We start from the raw sequence: 18,308 nt of genomic DNA, 5'->3' as shown, positions 1-18,308 counted from the left end.
AAGGTGGACACGGGCTGGGCAGTGAGCCTACAGCCAGTAGTCCCACCACTTCGAGGCCCACTCCTTCATGCGCGTGAGGGCCGGGCGGTTGCGCCAGGCCTGCAGCGTGACTTCGTTGGAGTTGCGCAGGTCTTCGCGGAAGGCGTTTTCCATCTCGGTGCCGAACGGTGCGCCCAGGATGATCACGTTGACTTCGCTGTTGTGCTGGAAGCTGCGGCGGTCCATATTGGCCGAGCCGACCGTCGACCACACGCCGTCGATCACCACCGTCTTGGCATGCAGCACGGCCAGCTTCAGCTCGTGGATCTTGACGCCGTTTTCCAGCAGCTTGTCGTAGACGGCGCGGCCCGCGTTGAACACCAGGCCGCTGTCGGACACGCTCGGCAGCACCAGCCGCACGTCGACGCCGCGCTTGGCCGCGTCGATCAGCGCATCGACGGTCTGGTCGTCCGGCACGAAGTAGGCGCAGGTGATGTGGATGGATTTCTTGGCTTCCTGGATCGCCAGCAGCATCGCCTTGTAGATCTCGTAGCGGCCGCCCGGCTCGCTGCCCAGCACGCGCATCAGCTTGTCGCCGGCGATGACCGGGGTGGGGAAGTAGTCGGCCTCGCGCAGGTCGTCCGCATCCTGGGTGGTCCAGTGACGGATGAACAGCCACTGCATCGCCTGCACGGCCGGGCCCTCGATGCGCACATGGGTGTCGCGCCAGCCCACGTCCTTCTTGTTCTTCGGCTTCGATTTGGAACGGAACGGCGAGCTCTTCGAATAATTGCCGCTGATGTTGATGCCGCCCGTGAAGCCGATCTTGCCGTCGACGATCAGCATCTTGCGGTGGTCGCGGTTGTTCACCTTCCAGCCGTTGTCGCGCACCTTGGCGGGATTGACGGGGTTGAACGCCACCATGTGGATGCCGGCCGCCTTCATGCGGTCGAAGAACGCCTGCGGCACCATCAAGGTGCCCACGCTGTCGTAGATGATGTTGACCGTCACGCCGGCCTTCTGCTTCTCGATCAGCAGGTCGGCGAACTTGTCGCCCAGCTCGTCCTCGTCGAAGATGTAGGTCTCGAAGTTGATGTTGTTCTTGGCGCCGGCGATCGCCTTCATCATCTCGGCCATCGTGACCGGACCGTCGAACAGCAGCTTGACCTGGTTGCCGGCAATCAGCGGCACGCCGGTCGCCGTTTCTTCCAGCGCGGCCTGGGCCTTCAGGTCCAGCGTGTTCTTGCTCCAGCGCTTGGCCAGCAGCGCATTGGCGCGGCTCTCCGACAGCGTGCCGTTGGCGGACTTGACGGCGGGCGCCGAGGTGGCCTGGATCTTGGTCTTGTCCGGATCGACGGTGGGCAGCGAGGCGCACGCGGCGAGGCACCATCCGGCCAGGATCACGGCGAGCCAGCGGTTGGGCCAGTGATTTGGACGTTTCATTTATTGCTCTCCTTGGTACCGATGAAGAAATCGACCGGCGACCGGTACAGGCGCCGGAACAGCGCGCGCAGCAGCAGGAAGCCGTGTTCGAAGGGAATGCGGCGCGCCCGCAGCGCCACCCAGAGTGCCAGTCCGAAGCTGACCAGCAGATTGACGATGCCGATCGACAGGAAGCCGGCGATCGAGGTCACGGCCAGCTGCCAGCTGATGTTGTGGTCCAGCGCGACGAGCGCCGTGCCGAAGTTGGCGGCCGAGAACGTGACGTGGCGGATGTCGAGCGGCAGGCCAGCCAGGATGCCCAGCGTGCCGATCGTGCCCAGCATGATGCCGAACAGGAAATTGCCCATGATGCTGCCCAGGTTGCGCTCCAGGTACAGGCCGAGGCGGTCGGTGCGGGCCCGGCCCAGCACGCGCACCAGGCCGCGCAGCTGCGACACCCGGCGGCCCCAGCGCGTGTACAGCGCCTGGTTGTCGTAGTAGCCCGAAATCAGGCCGGACAGGAACAGGCACACGCCGGCGATCGCCGCGTAGAACAACGCCGGTGTATGGATCGGATCGATGTCGCTCAGCAGGTGCATGGCCTTGCCGGGCGTGACGAGATGGTGGCCGGTGGCCTGCCGCCAGCCCCACGCGATCAGCCATGCGGCCGGCAGCGCCGTGGCGATATTGCCCAGCACCGCCACCACTTGCGTGCGAAATACCTTGTTGATCAGTTCGGCAAGGCTGTCCAGGTCGATATGGCGGCCATCGATGCTTTGCAGGCTGGCGGCGATGCGCGAGGCCGTCATGGCCGGCTGCTTGGTCGCCACGGTGAAGTGCAGCACGTGGATCAGCACGAAGCCCAGCGCGTAGTTCATCGAGAACAGGAAGGCCTCGACGAGCGGTGCCGCGCGCAGCGTGCCGAACAGGATCTTGCACAGCGCCATGAAGCCGACGACGACGCCGGCGCCGGCGGACGACAGGAACATCCCCAGCAGCTGGCCGCGATTCTCGGCGATGTAGTGCTCGCCCGTGCGGCTGGCGTTTTCCGTGACGTTGCGTGCCAGCAGGTGGATATTGTCGCGGAACAGGTCGCGCACCGTGTACTTGTTGTTGTGCGCCTCGATCAGTTCCATGGCCAGCGCCAGGCCAGCGGCGCGCTGCTGCACGTGCCGCTGGCGGGGCTGCGCATGCGCGGCATCGAGTGCCACGTCCGGCGCGCCGGGCAGCTCGCCAGAGATATCGATCAGGAACAGCAGCTTGCGCATGCGGTCGATGCTTTGCGTGAGCGTCACCAGCAGGTAGGTGAGGGCGATCGAGGTGCCCTGCGACAGCGCCTTGCGGCGGATTTTCGCCACCACCGCATCGCACTGGTCCAGCATCACCAGCAGGTGCTTCGCATCGTCCAGCGCCACCGGCTCGCCGGCCAGGCGCCGCGCGTAGCCATCGAGGTAGTGGACCACCTCGCGGTTCTGCACAAGGAACGGCGATTCGAATTCCTCCATCTCGGTATGGAAATTGGTGAGCTTCGGCTCCAGGCCGATGGCGGCCACGCGGTAGGACAGCGTGCGGATCGCCTCCAGCATGCCGGGTAGCAGCACGGCGCGGTCGCGGCGCGTGAACAGCGTGTCGAACAGATCGAGCCAGTCGGCTGCCGGCACCGCGCTGACCCACTGGTAATCGGTCTGCTTGTACAGCAGCTGGTCGAGCAGGTCGGACAGGTAGTCGTCGCCCAGTGCCGGCGGCAGCACGCGGTACGCGATGCGGCGCTTCAGTTCGGTAAAGAAACCGTCGTTCGACAGCACGCCCACTTCGCTGTACAGGCTCGCATGGCGGCGCGTTTGCAGCAGGCGCAGCGTGTAGGCGCGCAGCTGCTGCGCGTGTGCCGGATTGCCGCGCAGGAGCTGCGTGAGGGTGCGCACGGCGGCGGTGGCGCGCGCGTGATCGCCGGGACGGCGCGGCCGCAGCCGGTCGACGAGGGCCACCATCGTGGCGGCCTCCGTCGTGTGTTCATTGATGCTGTCGAGTATTGCGAGCATGCTGCCTTTGCTTCCGGGACTTTTGCGAGGTTCCCATTCTAAGGCTGAGCCGTCTACCGATATGTTCGGCAGCGTACGATGGGTCCGGCGCGCACGGCGTTGCCACGCAAAAACAACGGTCGATACCGGCAGTAGGCCCGTCCGGGGCTTGACGTATACCGTCTCTCAACCGCAAGGGTTGATTTTTTGTGTGGCCGCGCACAGAGCGACGCAACCTTGCACGGGTAATCTGTCTCCAAGCTTTGGGAAAAGCACGAAACGGGGCAGGGCCGAGCCTATCGGTGGTAACGACGCAGGTTGCATGACCTGGGTCGTAACGATTTCCTAGAGAAGCATCATGAAGACCCGTCTTTTCAAATCACCGTTGCTCGCACTGGCCTGCCTGGCACCAGTTGCCGCCTTCGCACAGGATGCCTCCGCAGTCCGCATCTACGGCGTGCTCGATGCCGGCGCCGTTTCCGAACACAATTGCGCGGACGATGCCTGCCCCAGCACCAAGCTCTCGCCCGGCGTATCCACCGGCTCCGTCGTTGGCGTAAAGGGCAGCGAGGACCTGGGCCACGACACGCGCGCCGTCTTCACGCTGGAGGCGGGCGTGCGCAACGACACGGGCCAGTCCGACCAGGGCGGCCGCCTGTTCGGCAGCCAGGCCTACGTGGGCCTGGCCAACCGCTGGGGCGCGCTGACGGTCGGCCGCCAGTACGACATCGGCTACGAAACGCTCACGGAAGTGGCGGACCCGTTCCACGGCGGCACGGCCGGCACGGCCACCAACCTGATGGGCAACGGCAGCAAGCGCTCCGACAACGCCATCAAATACCGTTCGGGCTCCGACAAGGGCGTGGTGGCCAGCGCCATGTACAGCTTCGGCGAATCCGCGTTCAGCACGTCGCGCAACCGCGCCTACGGCGCCATGATCGGCTACGAAGGCGGCCTGTTCTCGCTGCGCGCCGCCTACCAGCGCAAGAACAACTTCCTGCAGGGCCAGGGCAGCACGGCACCGGTCGACCTGTCGGCCCGCAACTCGCTGGTGGCCGCCAACCTGCACATCGCCAAGTCGGCCACCATCTACGCGGGCTATGCGGTGAACCGCGGCGTTGGCAGCTCGCCCTGGGACCAGGACAATCCGTATGGCGCGCTGGTGCTGGTGTCGCCTTCGAATCGTACGAACGATGCGCTGGCCGGCGTGTCGTATGCGCAGGGCGCGGCCACCTACATGGTGTCGGTGATCCACAAGGACGACCGCACCATGGCCAATATGGATGCCGACCAGGTGGCCGTGGGCATGACGTATGCCATGTCGCGCCGCACGGCGTTCTATGCGGCCTACTCGCGCATCAAGGACAGCAACAACGCCCCTTATACCGTGGGCAATTTCAGCGAGCAGGGCAAGGGCCGCAGCGCCTTCAATCTGGGAATGCGGCACGCGTTCTGATTTTTTTGAAGGCAGGGGGGCAGGCCCGCGGTGCAGCTGCCGGAAAGAAGAACGATAGCGGTGCTGCGGGCCAGACCCCGGCAGCGCGGTCGAGCTGAGACGGCAGGGGCAAGAAAAAAGCGCCACGCTTTGCAGCGTGGCGCTTTTTTCGTTGGAGCCGTGATTATTGAACCGGGGGCGTACTGCCGCAGTCGGCAGCCAGCCAGCGGCCCTGGCTTTCCACCGTCATGTTCTGCGCCTGGCCCGCCGCGCTGCTGTCGACATTCATGCGCATCGAGTAGCCGCTGTCGCCCTGGAAGATCACCTGGCCGTTGCCGGAGGACTTCGGCTTGCTGCACTTGAAGGCGATGTTCATGCCGTTCGGGACCGGTGACTGCGTGGTCTCGCACTGGCCCGGCTGGCCCGCCGGCAGGCGCGGGTTGGCGGCCTGCTCCTTCGTGAGGCAGAAGTTGACCTTCACGCCACCGCCTTCGGCCAGCTGCATCTTCACGCCGTGCTGGGCCAGCATCTGCTCCATGCCGCGGCGCTGTTCCGGCGTCAGGTTGGCCATCTGCTGCTGCGCCATCGACAGCGCCTGCATGGCTTCCGGGCTGGCGGAGGCGACCTTGCTGGTCATCTCCCACAGTCCCGGCTTCAGCGACGCGGCATGCGCCATGGCGCCCGCGCCCGCCAGGGCGGCGAAGCACAGCGTACGGAGGAAACGTGCGGCAGGGCGGGGCGTGTGCATGGCGGCTCCTTAAGCGCGTGGCGCCGGTTCGGCCACGTAGATTTCCACGCGGCGGTTGCGGGCGCGGCCCGAGTTGTCGTCGTTCGACGCGACCGGTTCGCGGGCGCCACGGCCCTCGACCACGACGCGCGTCGGCGACACGCCGCGTGCGGCCAGGTAGTCGCGTGCATGCGAGGCGCGGTCCACCGACAGCGGCTGGTTGATCGCATCGGTGCCGGTGCTGTCCGTGTGGCCGATGATCGTCACGGTGGCCGTCGGATTTTCGTTCAGCGTGGTGGCGAAGCGGTCCAGGATGGGACGGAAGTTGTCCTTGATGTCGGCACGGCCCGTGTCGAACGAGATGTCGCTCGGGATTTCCATCTTGAGGCGGTTGTCCGCCGTCTGCGAGACCTGCACGCCGGTGCCGCGCGTGGCCTGTTCCATCGCCTGTTTCTGGCTTTCCATGCGCTTCGACCAGATATTGCCGACCACGGCACCGGCTGCCGCGCCCAGCACGGCACCGCCGGCCGTGCGGCCGCCGCCGCCATGGCCCGTGGCCGCGCCCAGGATGGCACCGATACCGGCACCCACGCCGGCACCGGTGGCGGTGCCGCGCTGTTCGGCATTCATGTCGGCGCAGCCGGTCGCGCCCAGCGTCATGGCTACGGCCACCGTGCCGGCGAGGGTTTTGCGCGCGAAGTTGTTCAGGATGTTCATGTTGGCTCCTTTGTCGTTATGGGTCCGGCCCGGGATCGGCCGCAAGCCGATTCTAGTCCCTGAAATAGCAAAACGGCGCTGCACATTCATGCAGCGCCGTCTCGCTTGCAGCACGATGCTAGACGCCGCGTCCGCTGATGAGGCGCAGCAGGATCATGATGACTGCAACGACCAGCAGGATATGGATGAAGCCGCCGATGGTGTACGAGGTCACCAGACCCAGCAGCCACAGGATAATCAGAACTACAGCGATGGTATAAAGCATGATCTTGTCCTCTCGTCTCAGGTTATATGTCAGCTTGCGCCGTCATGAGTTTCATTGTGCCGTCGTGCCGTGTTGCCTTCTGTTCGGTGACGTACAAAGTTGCTAGTTATTTCATTCTTTTCTTCAATTACAACGCTTACTCTTCGATCGCGCCGAGCCGCGGCACCCAGCCGAGCATGCCCAGCAGACCCGTCACGCCGACCAGCCCCGCTGCCAGGCCGGCCGTCAGCAGCAGCATCACCGTCACCGGCGACGCGCTGTCGCCGGCTTCCAGTTCCGCGTAGCCGAACCGCGCCAGCAACAAGCCGGCGGCGATGATCCAGCCCCAAGTCATCCTGTTCATGTGCATCTCCCGTAGTGCCCCTTGCGGGGCGTAACACCATTCTCTGTTGCGTTAGCTCAACAGTTCTGTTCGCTCGCACACACAGCAATAAAAAGCCCCGCTCGCTGGCGGGGCTTGTGACAAGGCTGCAACGTGCAGCCGGTGTTACCGGGGCACTTAGCGGCTCTGCAGGCGGTCGTTGACGACCTTCACCTGGTCGCCGGCGCGCCACACGGCGGAATCCGTATTGAACTTGCGGATCTCGCCGTCGTGCATGCGCACGGTGACGTCGTAGGCGCGGGTGGCTCGCACATTGCCTTCGACCTGGTTGCCCACCACGGCGCCGCCCACGGCACCGGCGATGGTGGCCAGGTCACGGCCGTGGCCGCCACCCACCTGGCGGCCCAGCAGGCCACCGACGACGGCGCCGCCGGCGGCACCCAGGCCGCTGCCCGATGCGCGCGTCTTCACTTCATCGACGGATTCGACGATGCCGCAGTTGTTGCAGACGGCAGCGGCGGCACGCTTGCGTTCGGCAGCACGATCGCGTTCGCGTTCCCGTTCGCGCTCGCGGGCCAGCGATTCGTCGCGGCCGCGGGTGGCCACGCGTTCGTCATTGGCCGGTACCACGGGCGCGGCGATCACGCCGGAGCTGCCGCCATTGCCGCCGACCGAGCTGCCGGAGGCGACCAGGCCCTTGGCCGGCTCGCCGTTGATGGTGCCCGCGCCGGCCGCGTACTGGCTTGACTGGGTGGCCGAGGTCGGTGGCGCGACGGCTGCCGTGGCGGCCTGTTCGGTCGGCGGCGACAGCGTGTTCTCCGGACGGCCGGCATTGTCCTTCGACGGCAGCCAGCCCATCAGCGATGCGATGCCGACGCCGCAGAACAGGATGAGTACCACCGCCGCGATGATGAACAGCGAGTGGACGGATTTCTTTTTTTCGGTGATGCCGGATTTGTTCATGATGATCCTCTTCTTGATATGTGACGTAATGAAACGATTGTCACGCCTCACCGCCGGTCCTACCGTGCGTCACCGTACATACACCGCTGTAAGTAATCGTTAACCTCGTTAGCAAATGTGCACATGCCAACCTATCAGGCGAAATTTATGAATCTGAACTTTGACACCGCGCACAGCCATCCCACCCCGTCACCCCAGGTCAGCAACCGTTTGCTGGCCAGCCTGCCGGAAGAGGACCTTGCGCATATCGAGTCCCTTTGCGAAACCGTCGAGGCGGAAGCGGGCGACGTGCTGTTCGAGCCGGGTCACGCGATCACGGCCATCTACTTTCCGATCGACGCGCTGGTGTCCCTGCTGGCCGTCGCCGAAGGGCGCATGACGCTCGAAGTGGGCTCCGTGGGCCGCGAAGGCATGATCGGCGCCTCCGTGGCCCTCGGCCACCGCCAGGCGCAGGTGCGCGCCGTGGTGCAGCGCGCCGGCCGCTTCCTGCGCCTGAGCGCCGAGAACTTCCGCGCCGAATTCGTGCGCATGGAATCGCTGCAGCACCTGCTGCACCGCTACACGGACACCTTGCTGGCACAGGCCATCCAGATCGCCGTCTGCAGCCGCTTCCATGTGCTGGAGGCGCGGCTGGCCCGCTCGCTCCTGATCACGCGCGACCGGCTCCAGTCGGAGAAGTTCCATCTGACGCACGAGTTCCTGGCGCATGCGCTGGGCGTGCGGCGCGTCGGCGTCACGAAGGCGGCCAGCGCCCTGCAGAACCAGAAACTCATTACCTACAGCCGCGGCAATATCGAGATCCTCGATTCGTCCGGACTGGAAGCGGTGTCGTGCCGCTGCTACGAGCTGGTGAAGGACGACGGCGCGATCGGCATGGGCACCGTGTTCATCTGACGATGCTGCCGGCCGCTTGAGACGTGCCGGCATTTTCCCGCGATCTCTGTACCAACGAAAAACGGAGCCGCAGCTCCGTTTTTCGTTGGTACTTCCCGCTGCTTAGCGCGATGGCTTGTCCACCTGGTTGCCGATCACGCCGCCGACGGCTGCGCCGCCCACGGTGCCCAGCGCGGAACCGCCGGACAGCACGGAGCCGGCCACGGCGCCCACGCCGGCGCCTACGGCGGTATTACGGTCCTGCGAGGACATATTGGCGCAGGCGGACAGACCCAGGACTGCACCGACGATGGTGGCGCGCATGGCGATTTGCTTGATGTTCATGGTGTTCTCCTTGATGGTTGCTGAGGGCTTGAATAAAGAAACAGGGCAGCGCGGCCTGATCGACCGTTTACTTCACCTTCATGTCGTTGCGCACGACCTTCACGCCGGCGATGCTGCGCGCTGCTGCCACGGCCTTTTCGGCTTCGGCAGGGCTGGCGGCAAAGCCGGACAGGCGTACTTCGCCGTCGTAGGCTTCGACCATGATGTCCGCCGTGTTGAGGCCAGGCTGGTTGGCCAGACCGCTGCGCACATTGGTGGTCAGCACGCTGTCGCTCGTGTCGACGGTGGCGGGCGTGGACACGTCGGTGGACGCACACGCCACCAGCATCGCCAGCACCAGGCCGGACAGCACGGTGGTCGGGGAAGTCAGGTTGTTCATGGCTCGCTCCTTTGTCGGAAATGCTGCGGAAGGACTGGTGCGCACTGCCGCTCTCATTGTCGGGTCCGTGTCGTGGATCGCTCGATCCATGGGCCAGGACCGTGACGGGAGCCCGGCAGTAGCGCGCCGTTGAAACAAGCATATGAAATGGCAGGCAGGCGCACTGTTCGCGAACGCACCCAGTAACGCTTTGTTACTTTTTGATATCGCATCGCTGTGCGCGGCGAGGCGTTCCATCTAAGTGTGTCGAACCGCCCGGCAGCTCTGCTGTCGAGTCTATTCGGACCATATGTGCGGCACCGTACCGAAGGGATGTTGTTGCTTCGGCTATAAAGTCAACATGTTCACGTCCATCAGAGGAGAAAAAGAAATGAGCCCTCGTACCACCCTGCCGATGTTGCTGGCAACCGCCGCCCTGCTGAGCGCCTGCGCCAGCCAGAAGACGCCTGCCACGGCCGATGTCGCCGTGTCCCGCGCCGCCGTTGAAAACGCCGCCCAGGCCGGCGCTGCCGAACTGGCACCTGCCGAGCTGACCGCTGCCCGCGAAAAAATGCAGCGCGCCAGCAAGGCCCTGGCCGACAAGGACTACAAGCTGGCTTCCGACCTGGCCCTGCAGGCCCAGGCCGATGCCAAGCTGGCCCAGACCAAGGCCACGTCCGAAAAAGCCACCACGGCTGCGAATGCCGTGCAGGACGACGTCCGTGTGCTGCGCGAAGAGCTGGACCGCGCCAACAATGCCAACAAATAAACAGGAGAGAACATGAAAAAACCATTCATCCCCGTCCTGCTGTCGCTGGCCATTGCCCTGTCCGCCTGCAGCTCCACGCCGACCACGACCAGCACGCTGGAACAGGCGCGCAACGATTTCACCGCTGCGCAGAACAGCACCACCGTCTCGCAGTACGCACCGCGCGAACTGAAGGCAGCGACCGAAGCGCTGGATGCGGCCAATGCCGCCGCGGCCGACCGCCAGCCGCTGGAGAAGATCGACCAGCTGGCCTACCTGGCCAAGCAGAAGATCGCCACCGCCCAGGAAGTGGCCCGCGCCAAGCAGGCCGAAGTGGACCTGAAGTCCGCCGCCCAGCAGCGCGACCAGGTGCGCCTGGAAGCCCGTACCGCCGAAGCGGAGCAGGCCAAGCGCTCCGCCGAGCAGGCGCAGGCCGAAGCGGAAGCGGCACGTGCCCGCGCCGAACGGGCACATGCCGCCACCCAGAACGCCCAGGCACAGGCCCAGGCGCTGGCGGCCCAGCTCGCCGAGCTGCAGGCCAAGCAGACCGAACGCGGCACCATCATCACGCTGGGCGACGTGCTGTTCAATACCGACCAGGCCGTGCTGACGTCGCAGGGCCAGGCCTCCGTGCAGAAGCTGGCCACCGTGCTGACGCAGAATCCGGACCGCACCGTGCTGATCGAAGGCTTTACCGACAGCACCGGTTCCACCGCCCACAACCTGGAACTGTCGCAGCGCCGTGCCGAAGCCGTGCGCAGCGCGCTGTCCCAGATGGGCATTGCCCGCGACCGCGTCGAAACGCGCGGCTACGGCGAAGCGTATCCCGTCGCAGGCAACGAATCGGCCGGCGACCGCCAGCTGAACCGCCGCGTGGAAATCGTGCTGTCCGAACCGGGCAAGCCGATCCAGGCGCGCCGTTGATTTGAACCTGTTGTTTAAAAGTTGAGGAATTTACCCATGTCCGACAATAACCAACCCCAGGCTTCCGGCATCGATACGGCAGCCATCCGGGCCGCCGCACAGAACCTGTCGGATGGTCCCGTCACCGCAGGCTACAAGGGCGACCGCGAAGCCGTGCTGAAAATGCTGAACGATGCGCTGGCAACCGAGCTGGTCTGCATCAACCGCTACAAGCGCCACTACTACACCGTCAGCGGCAAGAACAATGCCGCCGTCAAGGCCGAGTTCCTGGAGCACGCGGGCGAAGAGGAAAAGCATGCCGACTGGCTGGCCGAGCGCATCGTCCAGCTGAACGGCACGCCGGATTACAACCCGGCCACCTTGCACGAACGCAGCCATGCCGAGTACGACGACTCGCTGGAAGTGCAGTCGATGGTGCGCGCCGACCTGATCGCCGAACGCGTGGCGATCGAAGCCTACCGCCAGATGATCGAGCGCATCGGCGACACGGATCCGGTCACCACCCAGCTGCTGATCAAGATCATGGCCGAGGAAGAAGAACACGCCGACGACATGCGCGATTTGCTGGAATGACCACGCCGCTGTAAAGTCGTGCTGCAATAAATGAAACGAAATACCCGAACCTTATTACTGTGAAAAAGGAGCTTTAATCATGCTGGAAAATAACATCAGTACCGTCAACAACGACGTGAAAACCCTCGTCAAGGACGCTCAAGCCCTGTTCACGGCCGCTACCGCCCTGACCGGCGAAAAGGCGGAAGAACTGCGCGGCCGCGGCATGCGCGCGCTGGACAGCGCCCTGGCCAAGGCACAGGACGTGCAAGCCAAGGCCGTCGAGTCGAGCAAGCAGGTCGCTGCCACGACCGACGTCTACGTCAAGGAAAACCCATGGCGCTCGATTGCCGTGGCAGCCGGTGTCGGCCTGCTGGTGGGCGTCATCATCGGTCGTAAATAACCGCCGATGGCTGGAGACGACATGGAGCGCTCCGATGCACAGCAACCCGGCCTGATCGGTTCCCTGGCCGGGGTTGCCAAGAACAGCCTGCGACTCGTGCTGACGCGGGTCGAGCTGGCCGCTGCGGAGCTGTCGGAAGTCCGTGACCACCTGGTCCACCTGCTGGTGCTGTTCGCACTGGCAGTGCTGGCCGCGTGGTTCGCGATCGCCTTCGGCACCGCGACGCTGGTCTTCCTCGTCTGGGAAGAACTGGGCTGGAAGATTCTGCTGATCCTCGCGGTGGTCTTCGTGGTGGTTGCCGTCGCGCTGGTGATGACGATCCTGAAGCAGATCAGGCGCGGCCTGCTGGCATTGCCGGCAACGATGGCCGAACTGAAAGCCGACCGCGACATGTTGCTGTGAAAGGGATGCGATGAGCGACAAGGAAGAACGCAAGGCCACGCTGAAGGCCACCAAGGCCCGGCTGATCAAGGAAGGCGAGCTGTATCGCTACAGCGTGCAGCACGCCAAGCACCAGGTGGCGCAGAACCTGCACCCCGACGTGCTGCTGCATGGCGCGGTCGACATGGCCGTCGGCGCGGTGCAGACCCGCGTGGCCGGCCTGCTCGGCAGCTTCACGGGCGGTGGCAGTGGCGGTGGCGGCAGTGCTGCCGCCGGCGCCGGTGCCAGCATCGGCATCGGTACGCTGCTGGCCAACTACAAGCGGCTGATGCCGATCGCGCTGTCGATCGGCTCGTACATCTCGCGCCGCCACCTGGTCAAGCCGGCCATCGGCGTGGGCGTGATCGCCGCCGCCGTGGGCGCGTGGGTCTACAAGCGCAAGCAAAGCGGCAGCCTGTAAGGCGCCATCAGCATCATCGAAACGCCGCTTCATGCGGCGTTTTTTTTTGCGCTGTCACCGGCACCTGTCGAATGACGATGTACGGCTGGCTGGCTGGCGAGCGAAGAACCGGTGTCCGACACCATTCCCGACGAGGGTCGGAATTGAAATCGAATAGCGTGGCGGGAATGGCGTCAGGCACCTGCTGCCACACCTGCTGCTGACACCGCTTTTCTTTGCTGGCAGCAGCAGCCCGCCTTGCGAGCTACAATGGCCGTTCCCTGTCCAGAGGAGGCACCTTGGCCGACGCTACGATCCCAACCGTTCCGCCCGTGAATCCGCTGAACCCGCACGGCCTGCGCATCGTCCTCGTGCTGCAGGGCGGCGGGGCGCTGGGGGCCTACCAGGCCGGCGTCTACCAGGCGCTGCACGAACATGGCCTGGCGCCGGACTGGGTGGTGGGCACGTCGATCGGCGCCATCAATGGCGCGCTCCTGGCCGGCAACCGGCACGCAGACCGGCTGCAGCGGCTGAAAGCGTTCTGGGACCGCGTGGCGCACCACGATGTATTCGATCCGAACCGGCTGAGTGACGACCAGCGCCGCCAGAACATCCGCGTGTCGACCATGGCCACGCTGTTCGGCGGCGTGCCCGGCTTCTTCCGCCCGCGGCCGTTCAATGCCTTCGCGGCGGGCCTGCCGGTACCGCCCGAACAGGCCAGTTTCTATGACACGGCCGATCTGGCCGCCACGCTCGATGAGCTCGTCGATTTCGATTACCTGAACAGCCCCGAAGGCATGCGGCTGACGGTGAACGCGCTGCGCGTGCGCTGCGGCAGCCTGGTGAGCTTCGACAGCCGCGACGGCAATGTCTGCGCCGACCACGTGCGGGCCAGCGGCGCGCTGCCGCCCGGCCTGGCGCCGGTGCGCATCGATGGCGACCTGTACTGGGATGGCGGCCTGTATTCGAACACGCCGCTGGAAACCGTGCTGGACGACGGCAGCCAGGCCGACACGCTGTGCTTCATGGTCGACCTGTGGAGCGCCGAAGGGCCGGAGCCGGGTACGCTGGAGGAGGTGGCGACGCGGCAGAAGGATGTCACGTTCGCCTCGCGCTCGCGGCGCCACCTGGTGGACTACGAGAGCACGCGGCGCATGCAGCTGAAGCTGCGCGAGCTGTACGCGGCATTGCCGGACCACGAGAAAAGCGCGCAGGGTGCCCGCGAACTCGATGCGCTCGGCTGCGGCAGCACGCTGCACGTGGTGCGCCTGCCGTACTCGGGCCACGACTGGCACATGCCGATGAAGGATATCAATTTCTCGAAAGGGTCGATCACCTGGCGCTGGGACCAGGGCCACGCCGATGCGCTGCGCGCCATCGGCGTGGCCGGCTGGCTGCGCCACGTGGCGGATGACACGCCGCTGGTGGTGCACGACCTGCCGCCACGGGCGGGCGAGCCGTCGAACCCGCTGGCCGCCTGCGACCTGCCGCCGTCTGCCGCGGTGGGATGAGGCAGCCGGCGGCAAGCGGGGCGCTTACTGGACCGGCACGACGGTCTCGCGCACGCCGCCCATCGTGTTCGACTGTGCGACGAGTTCCTTGACGTTCGCCAGGTCGCGCGCATAGGTGGCGCGGGCTTCCTTGACGCAGCCGGCACGCTCGCCGGCGGACATCTTCCTGCAATCATTGAGCGCCTCGTTCAGCGCGGCGCCGATCTCCTTGCGCTTGATGGCCATCTGCGCTTGTGCGCCGCCATCTTCCTTCAGCCAGCGTGCCGGTTCGCCGCGCGCCAGTTCGCCCTGCTGGTGCTGTACCACGGCCGGCGGCGTGCTCTGCGCCGCGGCAACGCCGCACAGGCCAACCAGCGCGGCGCCCAGGATGAGTCGTTTCATGTTGGCTCCTTTCAAAGAAAAGGGACGCCGTGGCGTCCCGTCGGTGGCTTACAGCCGGCCCGTCAACAGCATGATCAGCAGTACGACGACGATCAGGCCGGCGACGCCGCTGGGTGCATAGCCCCAGCTGCGGCTGTGCGGCCAGGTCGGCAGCGCGCCGATCAGAACGAGGACGAGGATGATCAAGAGAATGGTGCCCATGTTAGCTCCTTGTAGTGGTTTGATTGGAATTGTGGGAGCCCGCCGGCGAGCCCGTTGTTACGAGTGAATCGTTCAGTAGCGTATCGGTCAGTAGCGGTACACGCGGCCGTCGACCATGCGCACGCGGCTGCCGGGGCGCAGGTCGTACGCGCTGTCCTGGTTGATCGTGCGGTAGTCGCCGTTGTCGAGGCGCACGCTGATCTGGTAGACGTCATGCGGTGCATTGCGGTTCGATTCGACCTGGTTGCCCACGACGGCGCCACCGATGGCACCGGCGGCAGTGGCCACGGCGCGGCCGCTGCCCGAGCCGATCTGGTTGCCGACCAGCGCGCCGACCAGGCCGCCCGCGACGGCGCCGGCACCGCTGGTGGCGGGATCGACCCGCACCACCTGGATGTTTTCAATGGTGCCGTACGTCGCTGCGTCGGCCTGGGTGGAATAGTTGGTTGCAACGGGCGTGTTGCTGGCGCAGCCTGCGGTAAGAAGCGAGACGGCGACCAGCGCGGCGCCAAGGGCGTGGTTCGTTTTCATGTGAGTCCTCCTGAAGAATGTGAGTTCAGAATAGGTCCGCACGAAAGGGGGGTCTGTGCGATGCCGAACACTGTCCGGTCGGGTTCGTCAAGGCCATGTTGCATTAAATCCGTTGCTGTAAATCTCTGTTGCAAATGTGTCAGTGTATGTTCGCCAGCGTACAGAATGAATGCCGCGTTTCGCTGACACTCTCATCATCGAACAACAGCACGGAGTCCTCGGCACATGAAGGCGAAGATCGGAGCGCTGCTGCTGTGCGCCGCCACTGCCTGCAGCGTGGGATATGCGGCGACACCGGAAGCGAAAACGCTTTACAAGAATACGAAGTCGGCCGCGGCCGCCAGCTACAAGGCGGCGCTTGAAAAATGCGACAGCGTGGTCGGTAATCCGAAGGACGTGTGCGTTGCACAAGCCAAGGCGGCCCGCGTGCGGGCCGAGGCGGATGCGACGGCGCAGTACCGCAATACGCTGCGGGCCTACACGAAGGCGCGCATCGACATCGCGAACGCGGATTTCGCGCTGGACCGCACGCGCTGCGGCGCCTTTACGGGCAACGAGCACGATGTGTGCGTGGAGCGCGCCAAGGCCACCCGCACCGCGGCCCTGGCCGATGCGAAGGCCGACAAGAAAGTCATCGAGGCGCGCAGCGATGCGCGAGAAGATAAACGAATCGCCGAGTACAAGGTGGCCGCGGAAAAATGCGACGCCCTGGCCGGCACAGCCAGAGACCAGTGTGTCGCGGCTGCGAAATCCCAGTACGGCTATTAGTGTTAATGGCCGATGGACCCCCAGCTCGTTCCCGGGCAATTTTGACCAACGAAGAAGGAGAATCACCATGAAAATCGCTCAGAAAATCGCCACCGTCGTGTTCACCGCCGCCACCGTGTTCTCCGTGGTCGGCTGCGCAGGCAGCTCCACGAAAGAAGGCACCGGCGAATACGTCGATGACGCAGTCCTGACCACCAAGGTCAAGGCTTCGATCTTCAACGAACCAACCCTGAAGACCACCGAAATCAACGTTGAAACGTTCAAGGGCACCGTGCAGCTGTCCGGTTTCGTGGCCCAGCCTGGCGACATCACCAAAGCCGGTGAAATCGCCCGCGGCGTGAAGGGTGTGAAGTCCGTGAAGAACGACATCCGCGTCAAGTAATCGGGACGCGGCCGGGGCCGCCCATCGGGCGGTACCCGGCCGTGCTGCGTGCATGGACCATCCACGTACCCTCCCTACGGCCGCGGCCCTGCCGGCCGCGCCCAGGCATGACCCCGGGGCCGACACGCCGTCCGCCCTGCACGCCGAACCGCCACGCGCGGACGGCCTCGAACACGCCAGCAAGCTGCAGTTGCCCGTGCATGTGAATGCGCGCGGTCTCGCACTGGGCATCATCGCTACCGTTGCTTTCCTGTTTGCCCTGCAATGGGCGCGCAATTTCCTCGTCCCCCTGCTGCTGGGGATCTTTCTCGCCTATACACTCAACCCCCTGGTCAACTGGCTCGAACGCCTGCGCATCAAGCGCGCGATCGGTGCCACGCTCGTCACGGCCGCGATCCTGGGCGGCTCGGCCGTCATGATCGACAAGGTGCATGGCGAGTTCCAGAACATCGTCGCGGAACTGCCGACGATCACGCACAAGCTATCCCGCCTGGTCGCTTCCACGACGGGCTCCAGCACGAGCGCCATTTCGCGCATCCAGGCCGTGGCCACCGAGATCGAGCAGGCCACCGCGGGCAGCAGCGCGCGCCGCGCCGCCAAGCGCCAGCAGGAAGCCGCCGCCGCCACGGCCACCACCGGCACGCCGATCCGCGTGATGGACTGGGTGTGGGTGAGCGCGCGTGGCCTGATGGGCTTCCTCAGCCAGGGCACCATGGTGATCTTCCTGGTGTTCTTCCTGCTGCTCTCCGGCGACACGTTCAAGCGCAAGCTGGTGAAGCTCACCGGGCCGTCGCTGACCAAGAAGAAAATCACCGTGCACATCCTGGAGGACATCAATACGTCGATCCAGGCCTACATGTTCATGCTGCTGGTGACGAACGTGCTGCTGGGACTGCTGATGTGGATCGCGCTGCGCGCCATCGGGCTGGAGAACGCCGGCGCCTGGGCCATCGTCGCCGGGCTGCTGCACATCATGCCGTACTTCGGCCCGCTGCTGATCACCAGCGCCACCGGCCTCGTCGCCTTCCTGCAGTTCGAATCGCTGCAGATGGTGCTGCTGGTCGCCGCGGCCTCGCTGGGCATCGCCACGCTGGTCGGCACCTTCGTCACCACCTGGATGACGGGCCGCATCGCCCGCATGAACGCTTCCGCCGTCTTCGTCAGCCTGCTGTTCTGGGGCTGGCTGTGGGGCGTGTGGGGACTGCTGCTTGGCGTGCCCGTGATCGTGATCGTCAAGGTCGTCGCCGAGCGCGTCGAGGGCATGGAAGTCGTCGCCGAGCTGCTGGGAGAGTAGGGGTTGTGCCGCTGTGCCGCGGACCTGCATGGCCCGCGGCTGCTCCGCACGAGGTCCGGCACCGCCAGCGATATGCTGCATCGGCGGCATACGCTGCGGTGCCTGGCACCAGCCGTTGCGCCACTCGCCAGCGGCGCCCCATCCACGTCACAGACGATGAGCCCGTGTCCACCTCGGGCTCAGGAGGAGTGTGGCCTTGCAAGGCCACACCGTTGCGCGGGCGCGGAGCAGACTCCGTGAAACCCCCGCTCCACCCCCAAAAGCGGACACGGGCTCGGCATTAAAACCCCGATGCAGATGAGGCCTGGTCCAGATTGGGAGAGCGGTATGGCCTCCCAAGGCCACACCGCAGCGCGGGCGCGGAGCAGA

24 protein-coding genes are annotated in these 18,308 nt (G+C 65.3%); 12 read left to right on the top strand and 12 right to left on the bottom strand.

Going from position 1 to position 18,308, the window contains the following annotated elements; translation table 11 throughout:
• Positions 1–27: 27 nt before the first annotated feature.
• Positions 28–1,422: a cardiolipin synthase gene (gene cls, locus IP91_RS06235; protein WP_145647845.1), complete on the bottom strand. Its 1,395-nt coding sequence runs from the start codon at positions 1,420–1,422 to the stop codon at positions 28–30.
• Positions 1,419–3,440 carry a site-specific recombinase gene (locus IP91_RS06230; protein ID WP_145647844.1) on the bottom strand — a complete coding sequence of 674 codons (2,022 nt, stop codon included), beginning with the start codon at positions 3,438–3,440 and terminating at the stop codon, positions 1,419–1,421. Before IP91_RS06230 ends, cls begins: the two co-directional genes overlap by 4 nt.
• Before the next feature lie 337 nt (positions 3,441–3,777).
• On the opposite strand from IP91_RS06230, the gene IP91_RS06225 reads away from it, so the two are divergent.
• Positions 3,778–4,875: a porin gene (locus tag IP91_RS06225; RefSeq protein ID WP_145647843.1), complete on the top strand. Its 1,098-nt coding sequence runs from the start codon at positions 3,778–3,780 to the stop codon at positions 4,873–4,875.
• Between the two features lie 163 nt (positions 4,876–5,038).
• Here the strand turns inward: IP91_RS06225 and IP91_RS06220 are convergent, their stop codons facing one another.
• The 5 genes from IP91_RS06220 to IP91_RS06200 all read right to left on the bottom strand — a co-directional run bounded on the left by IP91_RS06220 (position 5,039) and on the right by IP91_RS06200 (position 7,848).
• On the bottom strand, positions 5,039–5,602 hold the full coding sequence (locus IP91_RS06220) for a DUF3617 domain-containing protein (RefSeq protein WP_145647842.1): 564 nt from the start codon (positions 5,600–5,602) through the stop codon (positions 5,039–5,041).
• Positions 5,603–5,611: 9 nt separating this feature from the next.
• Positions 5,612–6,298 (bottom strand): YiaD family glycine zipper/OmpA-like lipoprotein, encoded by a 687-nt coding sequence (locus IP91_RS06215; protein WP_145647841.1) that lies wholly within the window; start codon positions 6,296–6,298, stop codon positions 5,612–5,614.
• 118 nt (positions 6,299–6,416) lie between these two features.
• Positions 6,417–6,563, bottom strand: coding sequence for a lmo0937 family membrane protein (locus IP91_RS06210; protein ID WP_107141518.1), 147 nt, complete (start codon positions 6,561–6,563; stop codon positions 6,417–6,419).
• 136 nt (positions 6,564–6,699) lie between these two features.
• A complete protein-coding gene (locus IP91_RS06205; protein WP_145647840.1) occupies positions 6,700–6,906 on the bottom strand; it encodes a hypothetical protein in 207 nt (68 codons plus the stop codon).
• Positions 6,907–7,062: 156 nt separating this feature from the next.
• Entirely contained in the window at positions 7,063–7,848 is a 786-nt protein-coding gene (locus tag IP91_RS06200) for a glycine zipper 2TM domain-containing protein (protein ID WP_229473925.1), read from the bottom strand.
• 147 nt (positions 7,849–7,995) lie between these two features.
• Here IP91_RS06200 and IP91_RS06195 point away from each other — a divergent pair, with 147 nt between their 5' ends.
• Positions 7,996–8,742 carry a Crp/Fnr family transcriptional regulator gene (locus IP91_RS06195; protein ID WP_145647839.1) on the top strand — a complete coding sequence of 249 codons (747 nt, stop codon included), beginning with the start codon at positions 7,996–7,998 and terminating at the stop codon, positions 8,740–8,742.
• A gap of 102 nt (positions 8,743–8,844) precedes the next feature.
• On the opposite strand, the gene IP91_RS06190 is transcribed toward IP91_RS06195, so the two are convergent.
• Positions 8,845–9,066: a YMGG-like glycine zipper-containing protein gene (locus IP91_RS06190; RefSeq protein ID WP_145647838.1), complete on the bottom strand. Its 222-nt coding sequence runs from the start codon at positions 9,064–9,066 to the stop codon at positions 8,845–8,847.
• 67 nt (positions 9,067–9,133) lie between these two features.
• Positions 9,134–9,445 carry a BON domain-containing protein gene (locus IP91_RS25965; protein ID WP_158643096.1) on the bottom strand — a complete coding sequence of 104 codons (312 nt, stop codon included), beginning with the start codon at positions 9,443–9,445 and terminating at the stop codon, positions 9,134–9,136.
• Between the two features lie 370 nt (positions 9,446–9,815).
• Between IP91_RS25965 and IP91_RS06180 the strand changes: the two genes are divergently transcribed.
• The 7 genes from IP91_RS06180 (at position 9,816) to IP91_RS06150 (ending at position 14,382) form a co-directional block, all read left to right on the top strand.
• Positions 9,816–10,193, top strand: a complete 378-nt coding sequence (locus IP91_RS06180; protein ID WP_145647836.1) for a DUF4398 domain-containing protein — start codon at positions 9,816–9,818, stop codon at positions 10,191–10,193.
• A 12-nt stretch (positions 10,194–10,205) separates the two neighbouring features.
• A complete protein-coding gene (locus tag IP91_RS06175) occupies positions 10,206–11,096 on the top strand; it encodes an OmpA family protein (RefSeq protein ID WP_145647835.1) in 891 nt (296 codons plus the stop codon).
• 36 nt (positions 11,097–11,132) lie between these two features.
• Positions 11,133–11,669: a ferritin-like domain-containing protein gene (locus IP91_RS06170; protein WP_145647834.1), complete on the top strand. Its 537-nt coding sequence runs from the start codon at positions 11,133–11,135 to the stop codon at positions 11,667–11,669.
• Positions 11,670–11,748: 79 nt separating this feature from the next.
• Positions 11,749–12,051 (top strand): ElaB/YgaM/YqjD family protein, encoded by a 303-nt coding sequence (locus tag IP91_RS06165; RefSeq protein ID WP_145647833.1) that lies wholly within the window; start codon positions 11,749–11,751, stop codon positions 12,049–12,051.
• A 21-nt stretch (positions 12,052–12,072) separates the two neighbouring features.
• Positions 12,073–12,453, top strand: a complete 381-nt coding sequence (locus IP91_RS06160; protein WP_145647832.1) for a phage holin family protein — start codon at positions 12,073–12,075, stop codon at positions 12,451–12,453.
• Between the two features lie 10 nt (positions 12,454–12,463).
• Positions 12,464–12,892 (top strand): hypothetical protein, encoded by a 429-nt coding sequence (locus IP91_RS06155; protein ID WP_145647831.1) that lies wholly within the window; start codon positions 12,464–12,466, stop codon positions 12,890–12,892.
• 311 nt (positions 12,893–13,203) lie between these two features.
• Entirely contained in the window at positions 13,204–14,382 is a 1,179-nt protein-coding gene (locus IP91_RS06150; protein ID WP_229473914.1) for a patatin-like phospholipase family protein, read from the top strand.
• 24 nt (positions 14,383–14,406) lie between these two features.
• Here IP91_RS06150 and IP91_RS06145 read toward each other — a convergent pair whose 3' ends face one another.
• The 3 genes from IP91_RS06145 to IP91_RS06135 all read right to left on the bottom strand — a co-directional run bounded on the left by IP91_RS06145 (position 14,407) and on the right by IP91_RS06135 (position 15,495).
• Entirely contained in the window at positions 14,407–14,763 is a 357-nt protein-coding gene (locus IP91_RS06145; RefSeq protein WP_145647830.1) for a hypothetical protein, read from the bottom strand.
• Between the two features lie 48 nt (positions 14,764–14,811).
• A complete protein-coding gene (locus tag IP91_RS06140) occupies positions 14,812–14,964 on the bottom strand; it encodes a DUF3309 domain-containing protein (protein WP_145647829.1) in 153 nt (50 codons plus the stop codon).
• 87 nt (positions 14,965–15,051) lie between these two features.
• Complete coding sequence (locus tag IP91_RS06135; RefSeq protein ID WP_145647828.1) at positions 15,052–15,495, bottom strand: outer membrane lipoprotein; 444 nt, start codon at positions 15,493–15,495, stop codon at positions 15,052–15,054.
• A 225-nt stretch (positions 15,496–15,720) separates the two neighbouring features.
• On the opposite strand from IP91_RS06135, the gene IP91_RS06130 reads away from it, so the two are divergent.
• From IP91_RS06130 to IP91_RS06120, 3 genes are all read left to right on the top strand, one after another.
• The gene (locus tag IP91_RS06130) at positions 15,721–16,263 is read left to right on the top strand and encodes a hypothetical protein (RefSeq protein ID WP_229473912.1); all 543 of its coding nucleotides are present in this window, start codon (positions 15,721–15,723) and stop codon (positions 16,261–16,263) included.
• 67 nt (positions 16,264–16,330) lie between these two features.
• On the top strand, positions 16,331–16,645 hold the full coding sequence (locus IP91_RS06125; protein ID WP_145647827.1) for a BON domain-containing protein: 315 nt from the start codon (positions 16,331–16,333) through the stop codon (positions 16,643–16,645).
• Positions 16,646–16,697: 52 nt separating this feature from the next.
• Positions 16,698–17,939, top strand: coding sequence for an AI-2E family transporter (locus IP91_RS06120; RefSeq protein WP_145647826.1), 1,242 nt, complete (start codon positions 16,698–16,700; stop codon positions 17,937–17,939).
• The last annotated feature ends 369 nt before the right edge of the window (positions 17,940–18,308 follow it).

It is taken from the genome of Pseudoduganella lurida (assembly GCF_007830455.1).
GTDB classification, from domain to species: domain Bacteria; phylum Pseudomonadota; class Gammaproteobacteria; order Burkholderiales; family Burkholderiaceae_D; genus Rugamonas; species Rugamonas lurida.
The sequence above is the reverse complement of the archived record's forward strand: the minus strand, read 5'-3'. Positions and strand labels throughout refer to the sequence as shown.